At 69.5% G+C, this 17,509-nt stretch carries 21 protein-coding genes; 16 read left to right on the top strand and 5 right to left on the bottom strand.

The window, feature by feature from the left end; genetic code table 11:
- Window positions 1–408: 408 nt before the first annotated feature.
- Both IFU40_RS05545 and IFU40_RS05540 read right to left on the bottom strand, forming a co-directional pair.
- Entirely contained in the window at window positions 409–618 is a 210-nt protein-coding gene (locus IFU40_RS05545) for a hypothetical protein (RefSeq protein ID WP_191925667.1), read from the bottom strand.
- Window positions 619–1,041: 423 nt separating this feature from the next.
- Window positions 1,042–1,224: a hypothetical protein gene (locus tag IFU40_RS05540; protein ID WP_156458880.1), complete on the bottom strand. Its 183-nt coding sequence runs from the start codon at window positions 1,222–1,224 to the stop codon at window positions 1,042–1,044.
- Between the two features lie 150 nt (window positions 1,225–1,374).
- On the opposite strand from IFU40_RS05540, the gene IFU40_RS05535 reads away from it, so the two are divergent.
- The 3 genes from IFU40_RS05535 to IFU40_RS05525 all read left to right on the top strand — a co-directional run bounded on the left by IFU40_RS05535 (window position 1,375) and on the right by IFU40_RS05525 (window position 2,796).
- Complete coding sequence (locus IFU40_RS05535) at window positions 1,375–1,782, top strand: PPOX class F420-dependent oxidoreductase (protein ID WP_070409789.1); 408 nt, start codon at window positions 1,375–1,377, stop codon at window positions 1,780–1,782.
- A 198-nt stretch (window positions 1,783–1,980) separates the two neighbouring features.
- Window positions 1,981–2,364, top strand: a complete 384-nt coding sequence (locus tag IFU40_RS05530; protein WP_191925666.1) for a DUF7882 family protein — start codon at window positions 1,981–1,983, stop codon at window positions 2,362–2,364.
- 39 nt (window positions 2,365–2,403) lie between these two features.
- Window positions 2,404–2,796: a TIGR03618 family F420-dependent PPOX class oxidoreductase gene (locus tag IFU40_RS05525; protein ID WP_070407986.1), complete on the top strand. Its 393-nt coding sequence runs from the start codon at window positions 2,404–2,406 to the stop codon at window positions 2,794–2,796.
- A gap of 3 nt (window positions 2,797–2,799) precedes the next feature.
- Here IFU40_RS05525 and IFU40_RS05520 read toward each other — a convergent pair whose 3' ends face one another.
- Window positions 2,800–3,951, bottom strand: coding sequence for an SLC13 family permease (locus IFU40_RS05520; RefSeq protein ID WP_191925665.1), 1,152 nt, complete (start codon window positions 3,949–3,951; stop codon window positions 2,800–2,802).
- Between the two features lie 82 nt (window positions 3,952–4,033).
- Here IFU40_RS05520 and thrS point away from each other — a divergent pair, with 82 nt between their 5' ends.
- The 4 genes from thrS to IFU40_RS05500 are packed head-to-tail and all read left to right on the top strand — an operon-like array spanning window position 4,034 to window position 7,248.
- Window positions 4,034–6,019: a threonine--tRNA ligase gene (thrS, locus tag IFU40_RS05515; protein ID WP_191925664.1), complete on the top strand. Its 1,986-nt coding sequence runs from the start codon at window positions 4,034–4,036 to the stop codon at window positions 6,017–6,019.
- Complete coding sequence (locus tag IFU40_RS05510; protein ID WP_191915096.1) at window positions 6,016–6,582, top strand: HIT domain-containing protein; 567 nt, start codon at window positions 6,016–6,018, stop codon at window positions 6,580–6,582. The genes thrS and IFU40_RS05510 overlap by 4 nt, the downstream gene beginning before the upstream one ends.
- Window positions 6,583–6,637: 55 nt before the next feature.
- On the top strand, window positions 6,638–6,910 hold the full coding sequence (locus IFU40_RS05505) for a hypothetical protein (RefSeq protein ID WP_191925663.1): 273 nt from the start codon (window positions 6,638–6,640) through the stop codon (window positions 6,908–6,910).
- Window positions 6,883–7,248 (top strand): hypothetical protein, encoded by a 366-nt coding sequence (locus IFU40_RS05500; RefSeq protein WP_191925662.1) that lies wholly within the window; start codon window positions 6,883–6,885, stop codon window positions 7,246–7,248. The genes IFU40_RS05505 and IFU40_RS05500 overlap by 28 nt, the downstream gene beginning before the upstream one ends.
- 68 nt (window positions 7,249–7,316) lie before the next feature.
- On the opposite strand, the gene pdxY is transcribed toward IFU40_RS05500, so the two are convergent.
- Together pdxY and IFU40_RS05490 are read right to left on the bottom strand one after the other, a co-directional pair.
- A complete protein-coding gene (gene pdxY, locus IFU40_RS05495; protein ID WP_191925661.1) occupies window positions 7,317–8,168 on the bottom strand; it encodes a pyridoxal kinase PdxY in 852 nt (283 codons plus the stop codon).
- The gene (locus IFU40_RS05490; RefSeq protein WP_191925660.1) at window positions 8,165–9,520 is read right to left on the bottom strand and encodes an aminotransferase class I/II-fold pyridoxal phosphate-dependent enzyme; all 1,356 of its coding nucleotides are present in this window, start codon (window positions 9,518–9,520) and stop codon (window positions 8,165–8,167) included. Before IFU40_RS05490 ends, pdxY begins: the two co-directional genes overlap by 4 nt.
- Window positions 9,521–9,616: 96 nt before the next feature.
- Here IFU40_RS05490 and pdxS point away from each other — a divergent pair, with 96 nt between their 5' ends.
- From pdxS to secF, 9 genes are all read left to right on the top strand, one after another.
- Complete coding sequence (gene pdxS / locus IFU40_RS05485) at window positions 9,617–10,501, top strand: pyridoxal 5'-phosphate synthase lyase subunit PdxS (protein WP_055837293.1); 885 nt, start codon at window positions 9,617–9,619, stop codon at window positions 10,499–10,501.
- Window positions 10,491–11,108 carry a pyridoxal 5'-phosphate synthase glutaminase subunit PdxT gene (pdxT, locus tag IFU40_RS05480; RefSeq protein WP_055940248.1) on the top strand — a complete coding sequence of 206 codons (618 nt, stop codon included), beginning with the start codon at window positions 10,491–10,493 and terminating at the stop codon, window positions 11,106–11,108. Before pdxS ends, pdxT begins: the two co-directional genes overlap by 11 nt.
- Before the next feature lie 10 nt (window positions 11,109–11,118).
- On the top strand, window positions 11,119–11,877 hold the full coding sequence (locus IFU40_RS05475) for a YebC/PmpR family DNA-binding transcriptional regulator (RefSeq protein ID WP_055837296.1): 759 nt from the start codon (window positions 11,119–11,121) through the stop codon (window positions 11,875–11,877).
- 48 nt (window positions 11,878–11,925) lie between these two features.
- A complete protein-coding gene (gene ruvC, locus IFU40_RS05470; protein WP_055940465.1) occupies window positions 11,926–12,528 on the top strand; it encodes a crossover junction endodeoxyribonuclease RuvC in 603 nt (200 codons plus the stop codon).
- 9 nt (window positions 12,529–12,537) lie between these two features.
- On the top strand, window positions 12,538–13,158 hold the full coding sequence (gene ruvA, locus IFU40_RS05465; RefSeq protein ID WP_191925659.1) for a Holliday junction branch migration protein RuvA: 621 nt from the start codon (window positions 12,538–12,540) through the stop codon (window positions 13,156–13,158).
- Complete coding sequence (ruvB, locus tag IFU40_RS05460) at window positions 13,151–14,197, top strand: Holliday junction branch migration DNA helicase RuvB (RefSeq protein WP_055837305.1); 1,047 nt, start codon at window positions 13,151–13,153, stop codon at window positions 14,195–14,197. The genes ruvA and ruvB overlap by 8 nt, the downstream gene beginning before the upstream one ends.
- Window positions 14,198–14,277: 80 nt before the next feature.
- Window positions 14,278–14,754, top strand: a complete 477-nt coding sequence (locus IFU40_RS05455) for a preprotein translocase subunit YajC (RefSeq protein ID WP_070407992.1) — start codon at window positions 14,278–14,280, stop codon at window positions 14,752–14,754.
- 49 nt (window positions 14,755–14,803) lie between these two features.
- Window positions 14,804–16,510 carry a protein translocase subunit SecD gene (gene secD, locus IFU40_RS05450; RefSeq protein ID WP_055837311.1) on the top strand — a complete coding sequence of 569 codons (1,707 nt, stop codon included), beginning with the start codon at window positions 14,804–14,806 and terminating at the stop codon, window positions 16,508–16,510.
- Window positions 16,510–17,496, top strand: a complete 987-nt coding sequence (gene secF, locus IFU40_RS05445) for a protein translocase subunit SecF (protein ID WP_070407994.1) — start codon at window positions 16,510–16,512, stop codon at window positions 17,494–17,496. Before secD ends, secF begins: the two co-directional genes overlap by 1 nt.
- The last annotated feature ends 13 nt before the right edge of the window (window positions 17,497–17,509 follow it).

Below are 17,509 nucleotides of genomic sequence, written 5' to 3'. Positions count from 1 at the left end.
CCTAGATAGCTCGCTTGCCGCCGCCCGCTCGGGAGAGTGCGGACCTTGCCCCACTCGCGACGTGTTGCCTTGCGTGCCATCAGCGTGCCCTCGTGTCGTGCCCCCAGCGTGCCTTTAGCCATGCTGGATTGTGCGCCCCTTTGCGTACTCGTGAGGGTAGCAGGAGGGTCCACGATGCCAGTGATAGCGGGAAAAATACGCCGATCCGTGCGGATCGGTCTAGGACGCCACAAACTGGTTCGATCCCAGTATCGCGCACAGCTCAGTATCGTCGAAAACCCCCGGACTTCCGGGGGTTTTTTGCGTTACGACACGGCGCCCTTGACGATCGCGATTCGCCGGAGATCGGCATCCCGTCGACGAGTGCCGGCACCGTGCCGTGGGGGAGCGACCCGCTTCGAGCCGGTTTCACGCCTCCGGCGGCTTGCGCCGACGACGGGCGCCCAGCTCGACGCCGAGGCGCACGCAACCGATGATGATGAACGCGAAACCGAGCACCACCACGTTCCATCGCCACAGCCCCGTCCCGTCGAGAAGAGACGCGGAGGCGAAGGCGAGGATCGCCGCGAGGAAGAGCCACCCGGCGATCTGCGGGGGAGTGTCCTTCTTGTCCGTCATGAGCCCCACGATAGGCAGGACCATCGACGGCGACCTCCGCCGGGAGGGGGATATCCCACCGGCGCACCCGGGAACCCGAGGTGGAGACTCCCGCCCCAGGCAGGGGGGTGCCGAGGGGGCGGGGCGGGAGCCTTGACGAGGCTACACGATTGTCCCCCAAATGGGGGACACGGACCCCTCTCGCTCCGTCGCTGCGTGTCGCGCGATGACACACGGCGCGCGGGGCGCACGGCGGATCTGGGCGAGGGGGGAATCGTTCCCGCCGCCAGTAAGGGGGGCTGGTGAAGTGCCTGACGGCGGGAACGTTCTGACGCTAGGGCATGTCCCCCAAGTGGGGGACGGGTAGCGGGCAGACTTGCGCCCACCTTGAGGTTCTCTTCAGTCGACCTTGAGGTTGCACGTCCCGGTCGCTCGACGTCGGGATCAGAGCACCCCGATGCTCTCCAGGTACTGCGCGACGCGTTCGTGCGCGACGGTGTCGACCGATTGGCCGCCGGGGCGCCGCACGGCCGTCAGAAGCGTCACGGAGTCGTTCGACAGCCCGAACTCGTGGGTGTGCAACGACACCACGACAGCCCCCACGCGCGGCACCACATAGCTCCCCATGTCCTCACCGTAGAGCGTTCATCTGTGCCATGGAAGCGCTCCCACGACATGTGCGCGAAGTGCACAGGGCGCGCGCGATCGGTCCGGGAACACTCATCGACGAGCGCAACCCCGGTGAGTGCGCGGGGACCGCGCAGTACCGTAGGCGACATGACCGTTCCCGACACCCTCTGGCGCGAGATCGCGGCATCCCCGTTCGTCTCCCTCGGCACCTATCGCAAGAACGGCGCCCTCGTCGCGGTTCCGGTGTGGGTCGCCCGCGACGGCGACGAGCTCGTCGTGACGAGCGAGCGCAACACGGGCAAGGTGAAGCGCCTGCGCAACGACCAGCGGGTGACCCTGCGCCCCTGCAGTCGGATGGGAGCAGTGGAGCCGGATGCCATCACGGTCGAGGCGCACGGGCGCATCGCTGCGGCCGCGACCGACGACGCGCACGCCGACGCGGCCCTGCGCCGCAAGTATCGCCTGCAGTACCGGCTGATCCTCGGATTCGAAGCCCTCGTGCGCCGGGTCCAGCGCAAGCCCGGCGACCGCGTCATCATCCGCATCTCGCGCTGAGCACGGAGAGCGGATCGGCGAGAAGGCCGCGCAACGTCACGGCCTAGCCGGAAACCGCACGACGACGCAAGGGGGTTTTCGGCTCCCGGGCATTCGCGAGACGTTAGTGGTGAAGAACCGGTCGACACCCCCCGGCCACCGCGTTCGACATTCTCGCCGAGGAATGCGCGGCCCCGGGCTTCGATCCTCGAGGGCATCATGGGCAAGTTCATTCACGACAGCAACATCAAGGTCGATTTCGAGGACCGCCTCCTCGCCCACTTGCAGGCCGTGATCATGGCCAAAGTACGTCGCGGGGAGAGCTTTCCTTTCACCTGGAAGGACGACATCAGCACCGGGGGCGGGCGGACGACGGTCTACATCCACCCGAACGTCTCGCTGGTGTTCAAGTACCACGGCAGCCGCACTCCGCAGCTGAGCTCGGCCTGGCTGCACGCGCTGACCCACAACGCCAACTCCGGCCGCGGCCTCTACGTCATCCCCGAACCCGACGAGTTCACGCCGCGCGACAGCGCTCCGCGCGATGAGATGGTCTTCCGCGAGGTGCCGAACGACCAGCATCCCGCGTTCACGAAGCCCTGAACGGGAATAGCCCACCCGACGGCGACGGTTGAGACGGGCATGAGCGACTGGACCGAAGCCAAGCCCTACTTCGAAACCGACGCGATCGCGCACCTCGCAACCCTCATGCGCGACGGGTCCCCGCACTCCGTCCCGCTGTGGGTGGGCGTCGACGGCGATCGCCTCATGATCTTCACCGAGGTGGACACGCTGAAGGACCGCAACCTGCTCCGCGACCCCCGCGTGGCGATCTCGGTCACGGGCGCCGACAACGCCTACGCGATGGCGTTCGTGCGCGGCGAAGCGGGGGGACGCATCGACGGCGACGCAGCCCTGCCGTACGTCGACCGCATCTCCACCCTGTACACGGGCGCGCCGTATGAGATGCGCGAGGGACTGGCGGTGTGGTTCATCGAGCCCCGCAAGTCGTGGGCACGCGCGTACGAGAGCTGACGTTCAGAACGCCAGCGGCAGCACGCCGAGGACGAGGATGATCGGCGCGATCACCGCGCCGAGGAGCACGAAGCGACTCCAGCGCACCTCGACGCCCGCCGCGACCAACCGGTCGTGCCAGAGAAGGGTCGCCAGTGACGCCCACGGCGTGACGATCGGTCCCGCGTTGACACCCACGAGCAGGGCCGCCAATCGCACGGGAGACCCGGCGACCGACTCGAGCGCCAGGTAGCCCGGCAGGTTGTTGATGCCGTTCGCCGCCAGCGCCCCCACCCCGGCGAGCTGCCAGAGCGAGACGAGGTCGTCGCCCGTTCCGGCGAGCACCGAGGTGATCCGCCCGATCCCCAGGGCTTCCAGCGCGCCCACCGCCAGGAACAGACCGCCCGCGAACACGAGAAGCGACCACGGCACCAGCCGGATGCCGAGAGTCCGGGGCGCCCGCCACGCGAACACCGCGATGAGCACGACGGCAGCGCCGACGGCCGGCATCCACGGCTCGAGGCCGATCACGAGCAGCGGCAGCAGGGCGAGGGTCACCACCCCCGATACGCGCAGCAGCACGGGATCCGAGACGGTGGGGGAGGCGGCATCCGGGTACGTCTTGGGCAGGCGACGCAGGAACACCAGCGTCAGCACCACGACCGAAACCGCGATCGCGATGAATGCCGAGGGTCCGAGCAGAGCGAGGAACGCGACCGGGTCGTGCCCACCGCCGAGAGCTTCGGATGCCAGCAGGTTGGTGAGGTTCGACACCGGCAGCACCAGCGAGGCGGTGTTGGCGAGCACCACGGTCACGAACGCGAAGGGCAGCGGATCGAGCTTGCGCGCGACCGCCATCGACACCACGACCGGCGTCAACAACACCGCGGTGGTGTCCAGCGACAGGAAGGCCGTCGCCACCGTCGCCAGGGCCACGACCAGGACCCACAGCAGCGCCGTCCGTCCCCGGGCGATCCGGGCCAGGCGCGCGGCGACGACGTCGAACAGGCCGGCTTTCGACGCCAGTTCGGCGACGACGGTGACCGCGACGACGAACAGCAGGATCGGCCACACGCGATCGGCGACGGCGAGGGCGTCGTCAGCGGGGAAGATGCCGGTGAGCAGCGCGATGATCCCGAGGATCCACAGCACGCCGCCGATGATGGCCAGAGTCACCGCTCCACTATGGGGCACGTCGGGTGCGGTCGAGACCACGCCCGCCGGGTAGCCTGGAAACGACCCCTTCAGGAGATGCTCTGTGACTGATTTCCCCGCCGATGGCTTCGCCCTCTTCCCCGACCGTTCGGTCGTCGCTCTGCGCGTCAACGGGGAACTGAAAGACCTGGCCACGACCGTGACGGCCGACGACCAGGTGGAGCCTGTCACGATCGACAGCCCCGACGGACTCTCGATCCTGCGCCACTCCACTGCGCATGTGCTCGCGCAGGCGGTCCAGCGCGTCAAGCCCCAGGCCAACCTCGGTATCGGCCCCCCGGTCACCGACGGCTTCTATTACGACTTCCAGGTCGACGAGCCCTTCACTCCCGAGGACCTCAAGGTCGTCAAGAAAGAGATGGAGCGCATCGTCCGCGAGAACCAGCGGTTCGTGCGCCGCGTCGTCACCGACGACGAGGCGCGGGCCGAACTCGCTGACGAGCCGTTCAAACTCGAGCTCATCGGGCTCAAGGGCGGTTCCGCCGAAGCCGCAGAAGGAGCCTCGGTCGAGGTCGGCGCGGGCGAGCTGACGATCTACGACAACGTCACCCGCGACGGCGAGACCGCGTGGAAAGACCTGTGCCGCGGACCCCACGTTCCCGGTACCCGCCTGATCGGCAACGGCTGGGACCTCACCCGCATCGCCGGCGCGTACTGGCGCGGCAGCGAGAAGAACCCGCAGCTGCAGCGCATCTACGGCACCGCGTGGCCCACGAAAGACGAGCTGCGCGCGTACCAGCACCGCCTCGAAGAGGCCGCCAAGCGCGACCACCGCAAGCTCGGCAAGGAGCTCGACCTGTTCTCGTTCCCCGACGAGATCGGCCCGGGGCTGGCGGTGTTCCACCCCAAGGGCGGCATCATCCGCTACGAGATCGAGCGCTACATGCGCGAGCGCCTGCTCGCCAACGGCTACGACGTCGTGAACACCCCGCACATCACCAAGGGCGACCTGTTCATGACGAGCGGTCACCTGCAGTGGTACGCCGACGGCATGTACCCCCCGATGGTGCTCGACGAGGTGGTGGATGCCGACGGGCACGTCTCGCGCGAGGGTCAGGCGTACTACCTCAAGCCCATGAACTGCCCGTTCCACAACCTCATCTTCCGCTCGCGCGGCCGCAGCTACCGCGAGCTGCCGCTTCGCCTGAGCGAGTTCGGATCGGTCTACCGCTACGAGAAGAGCGGCACCCTCGCGGGCCTCACGCGCGTACGCGGCATGACCCAGGACGACACGCACATCTACGTCACCGCCGAGCAGGTGAAGGGCGAGCTGACCCACAGCCTCGACTTCGTGCTGCAGACCCTGCGCGACTACGGCCTCAACGACTTCTACCTCGAGCTGTCGACGAAAGAAGACGGCAACCCGAAGTTCATCGGTGACGACGCGCTCTGGGTCGAGGCGACCGAGACGCTGCGCGAGGTCGCCGAGGCCTCGGGACTCGAGCTCGTGCCCGACCCGGGCGGGGCGGCGTTCTACGGACCCAAGATCTCGGTGCAGGCGCGCGATGCCATCGGTCGCACCTGGCAGATGTCGACAATCCAGCTCGACTTCAACCAGCCCGAGCGCTTCGAGCTCGAGTACACCGGTCCCGACGGCGAGAAGCACCGCCCCGTGATGATCCACCGCGCCCTCTTCGGCTCGGTCGAGCGCTTCTTCGCGATCCTGCTCGAGCACTACGCGGGCGCGTTCCCGGTGTGGCTCGCACCGGTGCAGGTCGTGGCGGTTCCCGTCGCGGCCGAGTACGGCGACTACCTGGCCGAGATCGTCACCGATCTGAAGTCGAAGGGCGTTCGCGCCGAGGCCGACCACAGCGACGACCGCATGCAGAAGAAGATCCGCACGCACACCACCCACAAGGTGCCGCTCATGCTGATCGCCGGCGAGCAGGACCGCGCCGCCGGCACGGTCTCGTTCCGCTTCCGTGACGGCACCCAGCTCAACGGTGTCCCCGTCGCCGAGGCCGTCGCCCGCATCACCGGCGCGATCGCGGGCCGCACGCTCGTGAACACCGCCGAGGATCTGGCGTGACGCACGATCCGGATGCCGGGGCGGCGGCCGAGCCGTCGATCGTCGACGCCGCCGATCTCGCGGGCGTGCCCGACGAGTTCCAGCGACTGTGGACGCCGCACCGCATGGCGTACATCTCGGCGGGCCGCGAGCCCATGGAGAAGAACTGCCCGTTCTGCGCGGCGCCCGAGAAGTCCGACGAGGACGGGCTGATCGTCGCGCGCGGCACGACCGCGTACGTGCTGCTCAACCTCTTCCCGTACAACTCGGGCCACCTGCTGGTGTGCCCGTACCGTCACATCGCCACGTACGACCAGGCGACCGACGAAGAGGTCGCCGAGATCGGCGCGCTCACCCAGCGGGGCATGCGCGTGCTGCGCGCGGTGTCGAACTGCGACGGCTTCAACCTGGGCATGAATCAGGGCGCGATCGCCGGCGCCGGAGTCGACGGGCACCTGCACCAGCACATCGTTCCGCGCTGGGCGTCGGACGCGAACTTCTTCCCGATCATCGCCAAGACGAAGGCGCTCCCGCAGCTTCTGGGAGACGTGCGCCGCACGGTGGCCGAGGCCTGGAACGCCTGAGCGGATTCATTCACACCCGTCGGCGCACATGTCGCGCAGTGACTAGCGTGAGCGAATGGACCTTCGCCTCCGCCCTCTCGTTCTCTCGTTGACGCTCGTCGGAGTGCTGCTGGGCGCGACCGCCTGCATCCCGCTCCCGAGCCCGCGAGATGCCGAGAGCGTCGCCACTCCCGGGCCGACCACCGAGGAGTCGCCGACCGATGGGTCGTCGTCCGCGGCCCCGACGACGACACCGACGCCGACGAGCTGGGCGACGCGTTCGCCGAACGCGAGGAGTTCTTCCGCGCCCAGCAACTGCCGATGGACGGTACGCCCCTGGTCGCGGTGACGCCCGCACAGAAGCAGTTCATCGCCGAGCAGCGCGCGTACGTCGAGGGGCAGGGGGCGTCCTGGTCGGCGCAAGACGAGAGCATCACGCTCGCCTTGGCGGCCGACGCGTGCGAGACCGCCATCCTCAGCGCGCACGAGGTCGATGCGACCACCCTGCAGACCCACGTCGACACGTCTCCGCTGTTCGCCGCGATCCTGCCGAAAGACACCGACGCCGCGACGCGGGCCGCGGGCGAGCGGAACGTCGCCAGCGTCATGGTCTTCGGAACGTCGTTCCTCTGCCCCGACGACGCCCCCGCGTGGCAGGCGGCGTACCTCGAGGTCTACGGAGGCTGACGCCTCCCGCCGACGCCGAAGCGACCGATCGGACCGCGCCGCGCGGGCGATCGCGGTGCGACGGCCGCTCAGCGCACCTGGCGCACCGAGAACTGCAGGCGCGGGTGCGCGTACGCCTCCTGCGACTCGATGAGACGCAGCTCGCGCGAGCCCGACTCGTAGGTGTTGGTGAGCAGGTCGAAGACACTCGACGCCGTGCGCGCGAGCGCGTCGGCCGCGTCGCCGCTGCGGCGGTAATGCGCGGTGAAGAGGGCGGCCGTGACGTCGCCCGAGCCGTTGGCCTTCATCGGGATGAGCGGGGTCTGCACGATCCACGCGCCGTTGTCGTCGACGACCATCATCTCGATCGTGTCGGCTTCGCGGTCGGGGCGCTCGACACTGGTGACGAGGATCGTGCGCGGACCGCGGTCGCGCAGTGCGTCGGCCGAGTCCAGCGTCGAGTCGATGCTACCGGGCTCGGTGCCGGTGAGGAAACCGAGCTCGAACTGGTTGGGGGTGAGGATGTCGGCAACGGGCACCACGCGCTCGCGCAGCAGCTCGGGGATGGCCGGTGCCACGAAGCAGCCCGACTTGGCGTTGCCCATGACGGGGTCGCAGGCGTACACGGCATCCGGATTCGCCCGCTTGACCCGCGCGACGGTGTCGATGATGACGTCGGCGATGCCCTCGCCGCCCTGATAGCCCGAGAGCACCACGTCGATCTCGGGGAACACCCCGCGGTCCTCGATGCCGGCGATCACCGCGGCCACGTCGTCGGGCGCGATGAGGGGTCCGCGCCACGCGCCGTATCCGGTGTGATTCGAGAAGTTGACCGTGTAGACCGGCAGGACCTCGACGCCGATGCGCTGCAGCGGGAAAACGGCTGCGGAGTTGCCGACGTGCCCGTACGCGACGGCCGACTGGATCGAAAGCACCTTCATGTGTCGATCCTCCCACTTCGCGCCCGCGCGGGGAGCACGCCCGCCGACAGTGTGCCCGCGGCGATCGCGATGTCGTCGGCGAGGGAGTCGGCCGAGTCCGCGTCGAGGTCGTGCACGGTCAGACGCAGGAACGATCCCGCGTGCTCGGGCGCGAGGAAGAACGGATCGCCCTCGCGCACGAGCCAGCCGCGCCGCATGAGATCCTCGCGCACGGCGGCTGCGGGAACGGGGAGCGGAACCCAGAGGTTCAGGCCGTCGCCCGGGCTCACCGCCAGCCCGCGCGCACTCAGCGCTTCGGCGAAGGCCGCGTTGCGGTGCGCATAGTGCGCCGCCGCCCGTTCGATGCCGGCGCGCACGGCCTCGTCGGTGACGAGCGCGAGGGTCATGCGCTGCAGCAGGTGGCTGACCCAGGTGGTGCCGGGGGTCAGGCGCACGGCGAGGCCGTCGGCGGTGTCGACGTCGGACGCCGTGACCGCCAGGCACGTGTCGGGTCCGAGGAACTTCGACATCGACCGGATACGCGCCCACCGGCGCTGACCCGGGCCGATCACCGAATGCAGTGCCGCCCGCGACAGCAGCGAGAAGTGGTCGTCCTCGATGACGAGCACGTACGGATGCTCGGCGAGCACCGCACGGAGGGCCGCCGCGCGCTCCGCGGTGAGGCTGGCCCCCGTGGGGTTGTGCGCGCGAGGCGTGCAGATCACCGCGCGCACCCCCGCCTCGAGTGCGACGCGGAGCCCCTCCACGGTCATGCCCTCGGCATCCACCGCCACGGGCACCGCGCGATACCCGCCGGTGCGCACGGTGTGCAACGCCGAGAGGAAACAGGGGTCTTCGAGGGCGACGGCGTCGTCGCGCTGCAGGGACTGGGCCAGCAGGCGTTCGATCGCGTCGCTCGCACCGCTGGTGACGGTGATGCGCAGTTCGTCGTGGGGGAGCTGATCCGCCATCCACTCGCGCGCCCAGGCCTCGAGGCCCGGGTCGATGACCGGTTCGCCGTACAGCACGGGTCGGGTCGAGCGTGCGAGGGCCGCGGTGGGGTCGGGGATGCGCCCGGGGTCGGGGTTCCCCGTGCCGACGTCGCGCAGCACGGTGTCGGGCGCGTACCCCTCTTGAGCGACGGCGGCGCGGTCGGCGACCCGCGTGCCGCCGCGGCCACGCGCCTCGACGAGGCCGGCTTGCGCGAGCTGACGGTAGGCGGCGACGACGGTGTTGCGGTTGACCCCGAGGTCGGCGGCCACGGCCCGCACCGATGGCAGCAGGGTGCCGGGGGCGAGCTCCCCGCGCTCGATGCGCGTGCGCAGGTCCGCGGCGATTCCGGATGCCGACCGGCCGGTCATGTCGATGGTCATACGCCCCCCTGGGTCGGCGTCCAGCCTATGTCCTGAGCCATGCTACGTTTTGGCCTAAGTCAATGAACGCGCCCCGAAGCGCGGAACGGAGTGGACATGACCGACACCGGAACCTCCCGCGTCAAGCGCGGTCTCGCCGAGATGCTCAAGGGCGGCGTCATCATGGACGTCGTCACGGCCGACCAGGCCCGCATCGCCGAAGACGCCGGCGCCGTCGCCGTCATGGCGCTCGAGCGCGTGCCCGCCGACATCCGGGCCCAGGGCGGCGTGGCGCGCATGAGCGATCCCGATCTGATCGACGACATCATCGCGTCGGTGTCGATCCCCGTCATGGCCAAGGCCCGCATCGGCCACTTCGTCGAGGCGCAGATCCTGCAGGAGCTCGGGGTCGACTACATCGACGAGTCCGAGGTGCTCTCGCCCGCCGACTACGTGAACCACATCGACAAGTACGACTTCACCGTGCCGTTCGTCTGCGGCGCCACCAACCTGGGCGAGGCGCTCCGCCGCATCACCGAGGGTGCCGCGATGATCCGCTCGAAGGGCGAGGCCGGCACCGGCGACGTCTCGGAGGCGACCAAGCACATCCGCACCATCCGCGGCGAGATCAACGCCCTGCGCGCCAAGACCAAGGACGAGCTGTACGTCGCCGCCAAGGAGCTGCAGGCCCCCTACGACCTCGTCGCCGAGATCGCCGAGACCGGAAAGCTGCCCGTCGTGCTCTTCACCGCCGGGGGAGTGGCCACCCCGGCCGACGCCGCCATGATGATGCAGCTCGGCGCCGACGGCGTCTTCGTGGGCTCCGGCATCTTCAAGTCGGGCAACCCCGCCCAGCGCGCCGCGGCCATCGTCAAGGCCACCACCTTCCACGACGACCCCAAGATCGTCGCCGAGGCGTCGCGCGGGCTCGGCGAGGCGATGGTCGGCATCAACGTGTCGGATCTGGCCGCCCCGCACCGACTCTCCGAGCGTGGCTGGTAGTCCCCGCGTCGGCGTCCTCGCCCTGCAAGGCGACGTGCGGGAGCACCTCGCCGCGCTGACGGCCCTCGGCGCCGACGCCCGTCCGGTGCGTCGGCCCGAGGAGCTCGCCGCAGTGGAGGGACTCGTCCTTCCCGGCGGCGAGTCCAGCGTCATCGACAAGCTGGCCCGCGCGTTCGGGATGCAGGCGCCGATCCGCGCGGCGATCTCCGACGGCATGCCGATGTACGGCACGTGCGCGGGCCTGATCCTGCTCGCCGATCGCCTCGACGGCGCGATCGAGGGCCAGCAGACCTTCGGCGGCCTCGACGCCCGCGTCGCGCGCAACGTCTTCGGCAGCCAGACCGCCTCGTTCGAGACCGACCTCGAGGTCCCCGCCCTCGGCGCCCCTCCCGTGCACGCCGTCTTCATCCGCGCCCCCGCGGTCGTCGAGTGGGGTCCGGATGCCGAGCCCCTCGCCGCGCTTCCCGACGGACGCGTCGTCGCGATCGAACAGGGTGCGCTCCTGGGCACCGCCTTTCACCCGGAGTCGACCGGGGAGCTGCGCTTCCACCGTCGCTTCCTGGATCGCGTTCGCGCCCGACGCGGTGCGGGCGCGCCCGCGCTCTAGACTGGAACGCATGTCCGGACACTCCAAATGGGCCACGACCAAGCACAAGAAGGCGGTCATCGACTCCCGCCGCGCCAAGTCGTGGGCCAAGCTCATCAAGAACATCGAGGTCGCGGCGAAGCTCGGTGGGGCCGACATGCAGGGCAACCCGACGCTGTTCGACGCGGTGCTGAAGGCCAAGAAGACCTCGGTCCCCAAAGACAACATCGACCGTGCGATCAAGCGCGGCGCCGGGATCGGCGGCGAGGCCGTCGAGTACGCCTCGATCCTGTACGAAGGCTACGGACCCAACGGCGTGGCGTTCCTCATCGAGTGTCTGACCGACAACAAGAACCGCGCCGCGGCCGAGGTGCGCACCGCCCTCAGCCGTAACGGCGGTACCCTCGCCGACCCGGGCAGCGTCGCCTACAACTTCGCTCGTAAGGGCGTCATCGTCGTTCCCTCCGAGGGCACCAGCGAAGACGACGTCATGCTCGCCGTGCTCGAGGCCGGCGCCGAAGAGGTCGAGCCCCACGGCGAAGGCTTCGGCGTCATCACCGAGGCGAGCGACCTCGTGTCGGTACGAAGCGCCCTGCAGGACGCCGGGATCGAGTACGACTCTGCCGACGTCGAGTTCGTCCCCTCGCTCAAGGTCGAGGTCGACGCCGACACCGCCCGCAAGGTGTTCCGCCTCATCGACGCGCTCGAAGACAGCGACGACGTGCAGAACGTCTACACGAACTTCGACCTCAGCGCCGAGGTGCAGGCCGAGCTCGAGAACGACGAGTAAGGGCGCGCCCTCGTTTGCGACACGGCTCCTGCGCTTAGCGTGGGGGCCGTGTCCCGTTCCCTCCGCGTCCTCGGCATCGACCCCGGCCTGACCCGCTGCGGCATCGGCGTCGTCGACGTCTCGCCCACCCGCACGGCGTCGCTCGTGCACGTGGGCGTCGTGCGGTCCGCGCCGACCGATCCGATCGAGAAGCGCCTGGCGGCCATCGCCGCGGGGATTCGCGAGGTGCTGCACGCGCACGATCCTCACGTCGTCGCCGTCGAGCGCGTCTTCGCACAGAACAACCGCCACTCGGTCATGGGCACCGCCCAGGCCAGCGGCATCGCCCTGCTGCTGGCCGCCGAGCACGGCATCCCGGCAGCCACCCACACCCCCAGCGAGGTGAAGGCCGCGGTCACGGGGTACGGCGCCGCCGACAAGCTGCAGGTGCAGACGATGGTCGCCCGCGTGCTGCGCCTGGACGCCCTGCCACAGCCCGCCGATGCCGCCGACGCCCTGGCGATCGCCCTCTGCCACGCGTGGCGCGGGGGAGCGGCATCCCCCTCGGACGACTCGGCACTCACCCCCGCGCAGCGCGCCTGGCGCGACGCCGAGAAGCGACGCACGCCCCCCACGCGTGTCGCTCGAACACATGTACGAACCGCGCCCTAGGCTCGGAGGATGATCTCCTCGCTGCACGGTTCGGCGGCCCACGTCGCCGACGATTCACTGGTCATCGTGGTCGGCGGCGTCGGCTTCTCGGTGGCCGTGACCTCCCAGCTCGCCCGCACCGTGCACATCGGCGACGACGTGCACCTGCACACGAACCTCATCGTGCGTGAAGACGCGCTCTCGCTGTTCGGCTTCGAGTCCCGCGAGGAGCTGACGGTGTTCACCCAGCTGATCGGCGTCACCGGGGTGGGTCCCAAGTCGGCGCTCGGCGTACTGTCGTCGCTCACCGTGCCGCAGATCGCGCAGGCGGTCGCCGACGACGACGACGCCCCGTTCCGTCGCGTGTCGGGCATCGGCCCGAAGACCGCGAAGCTCATCGTCGTGCAGCTCGCCGGCAAGCTCGCCGTGGCCGCCGCCGCCGCCCCCGCGGTCGCCTCGGTCCGCGGCGCCGTGCCCGCGCAGGTGACGCAGGCGCTCATCGGTCTGGGCTGGACGGAGCGGACCGCCGCCGAAGCCGTGGCATCCGTCGCCGAGAACGCCTCCGAGGCCGACCGCGCGTCGGTGCAGGCGCTGTTGCGCCTCACCCTCGCCCTGCTCGGCCCCGCGCGCAAGGAGCCGGTGAGTGGCTGACGTGCGCGACGCCGGCACGCCCGACGACGAGATCGAGCTCGCGATCGAGGGCGCCCTGCGCCCCACCTCGCTCGCCGAGTTCGTCGGCCAGCAGAAGGTGCGCGGGCAGCTGCAGTTGCTGCTCGACGCCGCCCGCATCCAGCAGCGCTCGCCCGACCACATCCTGCTGTCGGGCCCCCCGGGTCTCGGCAAGACGACGCTCGCCATGATCGTCGCGCACGAGAGCGGACGCCCGCTGCGTCTGTCGAGCGGACCGGCGATCCAGCACGCGGGAGACCTGGCGGCCCTGCTGTCGTCGCTCACCCCCGGCGAAGTGCTCTTCATCGACGAGATCCACCGCATGGCGCGCTCGGCCGAAGAGATGCTGTACCTCGCGATGGAGGACTTCCGCATCGACATCATGGTCGGCAAGGGCGCGGGCGCGACGAGCATCCCGCTCGATCTCGCCCCCTTCACCCTCGTCGGGGCGACGACACGCGCGGGGCTCCTCCCCAACCCCCTCCGCGACCGCTTCGGTTTCACCGCGCACCTGGAGTACTACGAACCCGAAGAGCTCGAGCGGGTCGTGTCCCGATCGGCATCCATGCTCGACGTGGGCCTGCCCGGCACCTCTCGGTCCGAGATCGCGCGACGCTCGCGCGGGACGCCCCGCATCGCCAACCGCCTTCTGCGCCGCGTGCGGGACTACCTCGTCGTGTACGGCCCCTCCGACGGCGCCGCCGAGGGAGACGCCGACGTGCGGACGGTGGGCGCCGCCCTCGACCTGTACGACGTGGATGCCATCGGGCTCGACCGCCTGGACCGCGCGGTGCTCGACGCGCTCGTCCGCCGCTTCCGCGGGGGACCGGTGGGGCTGAGCACCCTCGCCGTCGCCGTCGGCGAGGAGCCCGAAACCATCGAGTCGGTGGTCGAGCCGTACCTCGTGCGCATCGGTTTCATGGGGCGTACGCCCCGCGGACGCGTGGCCACCCCCGAGGCGTACGACCACCTCGGCGCTCCCCACCCCGACGGCGTCCTCCGGTTCAGCCAGGGGTCATGACCTATACTCGGCGAGGGATTCCCCGACCCCCGCTAGGCAGTGCCGCACGGCGCGCCTGAATTGAAAGGTGCACCGCCTCGATGGATATCGCCCGGTTCTTCGCCGATTACGGCATCATCATCCTGCTCATCGGCCTGCTGGTCTTCATGTTCTACAGCTCGCGCCGTCGGATGAAGAAGCAGAAGGCCGACATCGAGCAGAAGGCGCGCGAGACCGTTCCCGGCGCCGAGGTCCTTCTGCAGGGCGGCCTGTACGGCACCATCGTCGAGTACGACGGTGAAGACCTCGACAAGCCCGCGCACGTCGAGATCGCTCCCGGCGTCGTGATCAAGGTGCACAGCCAGGCCGTGCTCCGCATCGTCAACCCGGCCGAGGGCTTCGTGACCGAAGACGACTTCATCGAGGCCGAAGAGGCCGAGGCCGAGTACGTCGCCGGGGTCGCCGACGGCGACATCACCTCGATCAGCGACGACCGCCGCGCCGCGCGTCACGACGAGCACACCGAGGCCGGCCTCACCGACGCCGAGCGCGCCGACAAGGACCGCCCGCAGGTCTGACGCCCTCACCGGCCCTTCCTCGTTCACCGCCGCACAGAAAGCCGACTCCGTGGCGCCCTCGACTCCTGTCCGTCATGCCTGGCGCGTGTTGACCGGATTGCTCGCCATCACCGGCGTGCTCTTCGGTATCAACGCGCTGGGCGTGTACGCCTTCTCCGCAAGTTCCTGGACCCCCGAGCTCGCGCTCGACCTCCAGGGCGGCACGCAGATCATCCTGCAGGCCCAGACCACCGACGGGGCCAACCCCGACAGCGAACAGCTGCAACAGGCCGTCTCGATCATCCGCCAGCGCGTCGACGCCTCGGGCGTGAGTGAGGCCGACGTGGCCACCGAGGGCGGCCGCAACATCGTCGTGCAGATCCCGGGCGAGGCCGACGAGGCCACCCGCGAACGGATCCAGAGCTCGGCTCAGCTGCAGCTGCGCCCGGTGCTGTTCACCGGCTCGCCCGCCACGACGTTCGTCGGCCAGGACGGCAACACCACGCCGTACCCGACGCCCGACCCGTCGCTGCCCGCGACCCCGACCGCGTCGCCCACCAACGGCAGCGACCCCGCGTGGATCACCCCGGCGCTGCAGGCGCAGTTCCTCTCATACGACTGCGCGAACCCGCCGAGCAACCCGGCGCAGGCTCCCGCCGATCAGCCCATGATCACGTGCGGCCAGGGCGACTCGACCAAGTACATCCTCGGTCCCGTCGAGCTCGACGGCACCGACATCTCGAACGCCACGAACGGCCAGGAGCAGAACACCGGCCAGTGGGCCGTGAACCTCGTCTTCAACGACCAGGGCACGCAGACCTTCGCCGAGATCAGCCAGCGCCTCTACGGCGCTCAGGCCCCGCTCAACCAGTTCGCCTTCGTGCTCGACGGCAGCGTGCTGTCGGCGCCGTCGATGAACGGCATCATCGTCGACGGCCGCCCGAGCATCACGGGAAGCTTCACGCAGGAGTCGTCGAAGGCCCTCGCCGACCAGCTCAAGTACGGCGCCCTGCCCCTGAGCTTCCAGGTGGTCAGCTCCGACACGGTGTCGGCGACCCTGGGTTCGCAGCAGCTCCAGGTGGGCTTCATCGCCGGTCTGATCGGTCTGGGGCTCGTCGCGATCTACTCCCTGATCGTGTACCGGGCCCTCGGCACGGTGATCATCGCCTCGCTGGGCGTGATGGCGGTGCTGACCTATCTCGCCCTGTGCATCCTGGCGTGGCGGGCCGGCTTCCGCCTGTCGCTCGCCGGTGTGGCCGGTCTGATCGTGACGATCGGCTTCACGGCCGACTCGTTCATCGTCTACTTCGAACGCATCCGCGACGAGTTGCGCGACGGAAAGTCGATCACGGCCGCCGTCGAAGACGGATGGTCGCGCGCCAAGCGCACCATCTACATCTCGAAGTCGATCAACATCCTCGCCGCCGTCGTGCTGTACATCCTGGCCGACTCCACGGTGAAGGGCTTCGCGTTCACGCTGGGGCTCACCACCGCGATCGACATCCTGATCTTCATCCTGTTCACCCACCCCGTGATGCAGTTGTTGGCACGTACCCGGTTCTTCGGGTCGGGACACCCCCTGTCGGGAATGGACCCGCACGCGCTGGGCGCCGTCTACCGCGGCCGCGCCGAGTTCCGTGCTCCCGTCGCCGACGCCGGCCGTGCGAAGCGCTCGCGCGGTGAGGCCCAGCGCCGCCAGACGATCGCCGAACGCAAGCAGGCCGAGCTCGCCGCCGCGCGCAGCGATAGCCGCTCGACGAAAGAGGGAGACGTCTGATGCGCTCCATGACGCAGCTCGGCAACGACCTCTACTCCGGGAAGACCTCGTTCCCGTTCGTTCAGCGCCGTCGCCTCTGGTTCATCATCGCCGCCGTTCTGGTGATCGGCGCGGCCTTGGTGCCGCTCATCCGCCCGGTGCAGTTCTCGATCGAGTTCACCGGCGGCTCGCAGTTCACGGTGTCGAACCCGGCCTCGTTCGACCAGTCGCTCGCCACCGACGCCGTGACCTCGGTCGTGCCCGGTGCGAGTACGCGCGTCAGCACCATCAGCGACCAGGCCGTGCGCGTGCAGACCGACCAGATGGACAACGACGAGACCCAGGCGGTGGCCGCCGCCCTGGCGTCCGCCTACGGCGTCGATGCGTCCGAGATCACGAACTCGTTCATCGGACCCACCTGGGGCAACGACGTCACGCGCCAGTCGCTGTGGGGTCTGTCGATCTTCCTCGCGCTGACCTTCCTGATCCTCGCGCTGTACTTCCGCACGTGGAAGATGTCGGTCGCCGCGATCATCGGCCTCGTCGACGTGCTCGTCATCACGATCGGCGTGTACGCGCTCTTCGGCTTCGAGATCTCGCCGGCCGCCGTCATCGGCTTCCTGACGATCCTCTCGTACGCGCTGTACGACACCACCGTCGTCTTCGACAAGGTGAGAGAGAACACCCGGGATGACGGCGAGATCTCCGGCCGCACGTTCGCGGAGTCGGTCAACCTCGCCGCGAACCAGACGTTGATCCGATCGATCAACACCACGGTGGTCGCCATCCTCCCCGTCGGCGCCATCCTGTTCATCGGAGTGCCGCTGGGCGCGCGCACCCTGAGCGACATCTCGCTGTCGATCTTCGTCGGCACGATCGTCGCGGCGTACTCGACGCTGTTCGTCGCCGTCCCGATGTACGCCCTCCTGCGTGAGAAGGAGAAGCCGATCGCCGATCGCGACGCCCGCGTCGTGGCCGCACGCGAGAAGGCGGGCGTCCCGGCCTGACGCCGGGGCCCCG

It is taken from the genome of Microbacterium sp. CFBP 13617 (assembly GCF_014839445.1).
In the GTDB taxonomy this organism is placed as follows: Bacteria; Actinomycetota; Actinomycetes; order Actinomycetales; family Microbacteriaceae; genus Microbacterium.
This window is presented reverse-complemented; position numbering and strand designations above follow the sequence as displayed.

What these genes read in the sequence shown, in the direction of transcription:
- IFU40_RS05545 (WP_191925667.1), bottom strand. Translation starts at nt 618, where the DNA reads ATGACGGACAAGAAGGACACTCCCCCGCAGATCGCCGGGTGGCTCTTC.
- IFU40_RS05540 (WP_156458880.1), bottom strand. Translation starts at nt 1,224, where the DNA reads ATGGGGAGCTATGTGGTGCCGCGCGTGGGGGCTGTCGTGGTGTCGTTG.
- IFU40_RS05535 (WP_070409789.1), top strand. Translation starts at nt 1,375, where the DNA reads ATGACCGTTCCCGACACCCTCTGGCGCGAGATCGCGGCATCCCCGTTC.
- IFU40_RS05530 (WP_191925666.1), top strand. Translation starts at nt 1,981, where the DNA reads ATGGGCAAGTTCATTCACGACAGCAACATCAAGGTCGATTTCGAGGAC.
- IFU40_RS05525 (WP_070407986.1), top strand. Translation starts at nt 2,404, where the DNA reads ATGAGCGACTGGACCGAAGCCAAGCCCTACTTCGAAACCGACGCGATC.
- IFU40_RS05505 (WP_191925663.1), top strand. Translation starts at nt 6,638, where the DNA reads ATGGACCTTCGCCTCCGCCCTCTCGTTCTCTCGTTGACGCTCGTCGGA.
- IFU40_RS05500 (WP_191925662.1), top strand. Translation starts at nt 6,883, where the DNA reads ATGGACGGTACGCCCCTGGTCGCGGTGACGCCCGCACAGAAGCAGTTC.
- pdxY (WP_191925661.1), bottom strand. Translation starts at nt 8,168, where the DNA reads ATGAAGGTGCTTTCGATCCAGTCGGCCGTCGCGTACGGGCACGTCGGC.
- IFU40_RS05490 (WP_191925660.1), bottom strand. Translation starts at nt 9,520, where the DNA reads ATGACCATCGACATGACCGGCCGGTCGGCATCCGGAATCGCCGCGGAC.
- pdxS (WP_055837293.1), top strand. Translation starts at nt 9,617, where the DNA reads ATGACCGACACCGGAACCTCCCGCGTCAAGCGCGGTCTCGCCGAGATG.
- IFU40_RS05475 (WP_055837296.1), top strand. Translation starts at nt 11,119, where the DNA reads ATGTCCGGACACTCCAAATGGGCCACGACCAAGCACAAGAAGGCGGTC.
- ruvA (WP_191925659.1), top strand. Translation starts at nt 12,538, where the DNA reads ATGATCTCCTCGCTGCACGGTTCGGCGGCCCACGTCGCCGACGATTCA.
- IFU40_RS05455 (WP_070407992.1), top strand. Translation starts at nt 14,278, where the DNA reads ATGGATATCGCCCGGTTCTTCGCCGATTACGGCATCATCATCCTGCTC.
- secF (WP_070407994.1), top strand. Translation starts at nt 16,510, where the DNA reads ATGCGCTCCATGACGCAGCTCGGCAACGACCTCTACTCCGGGAAGACC.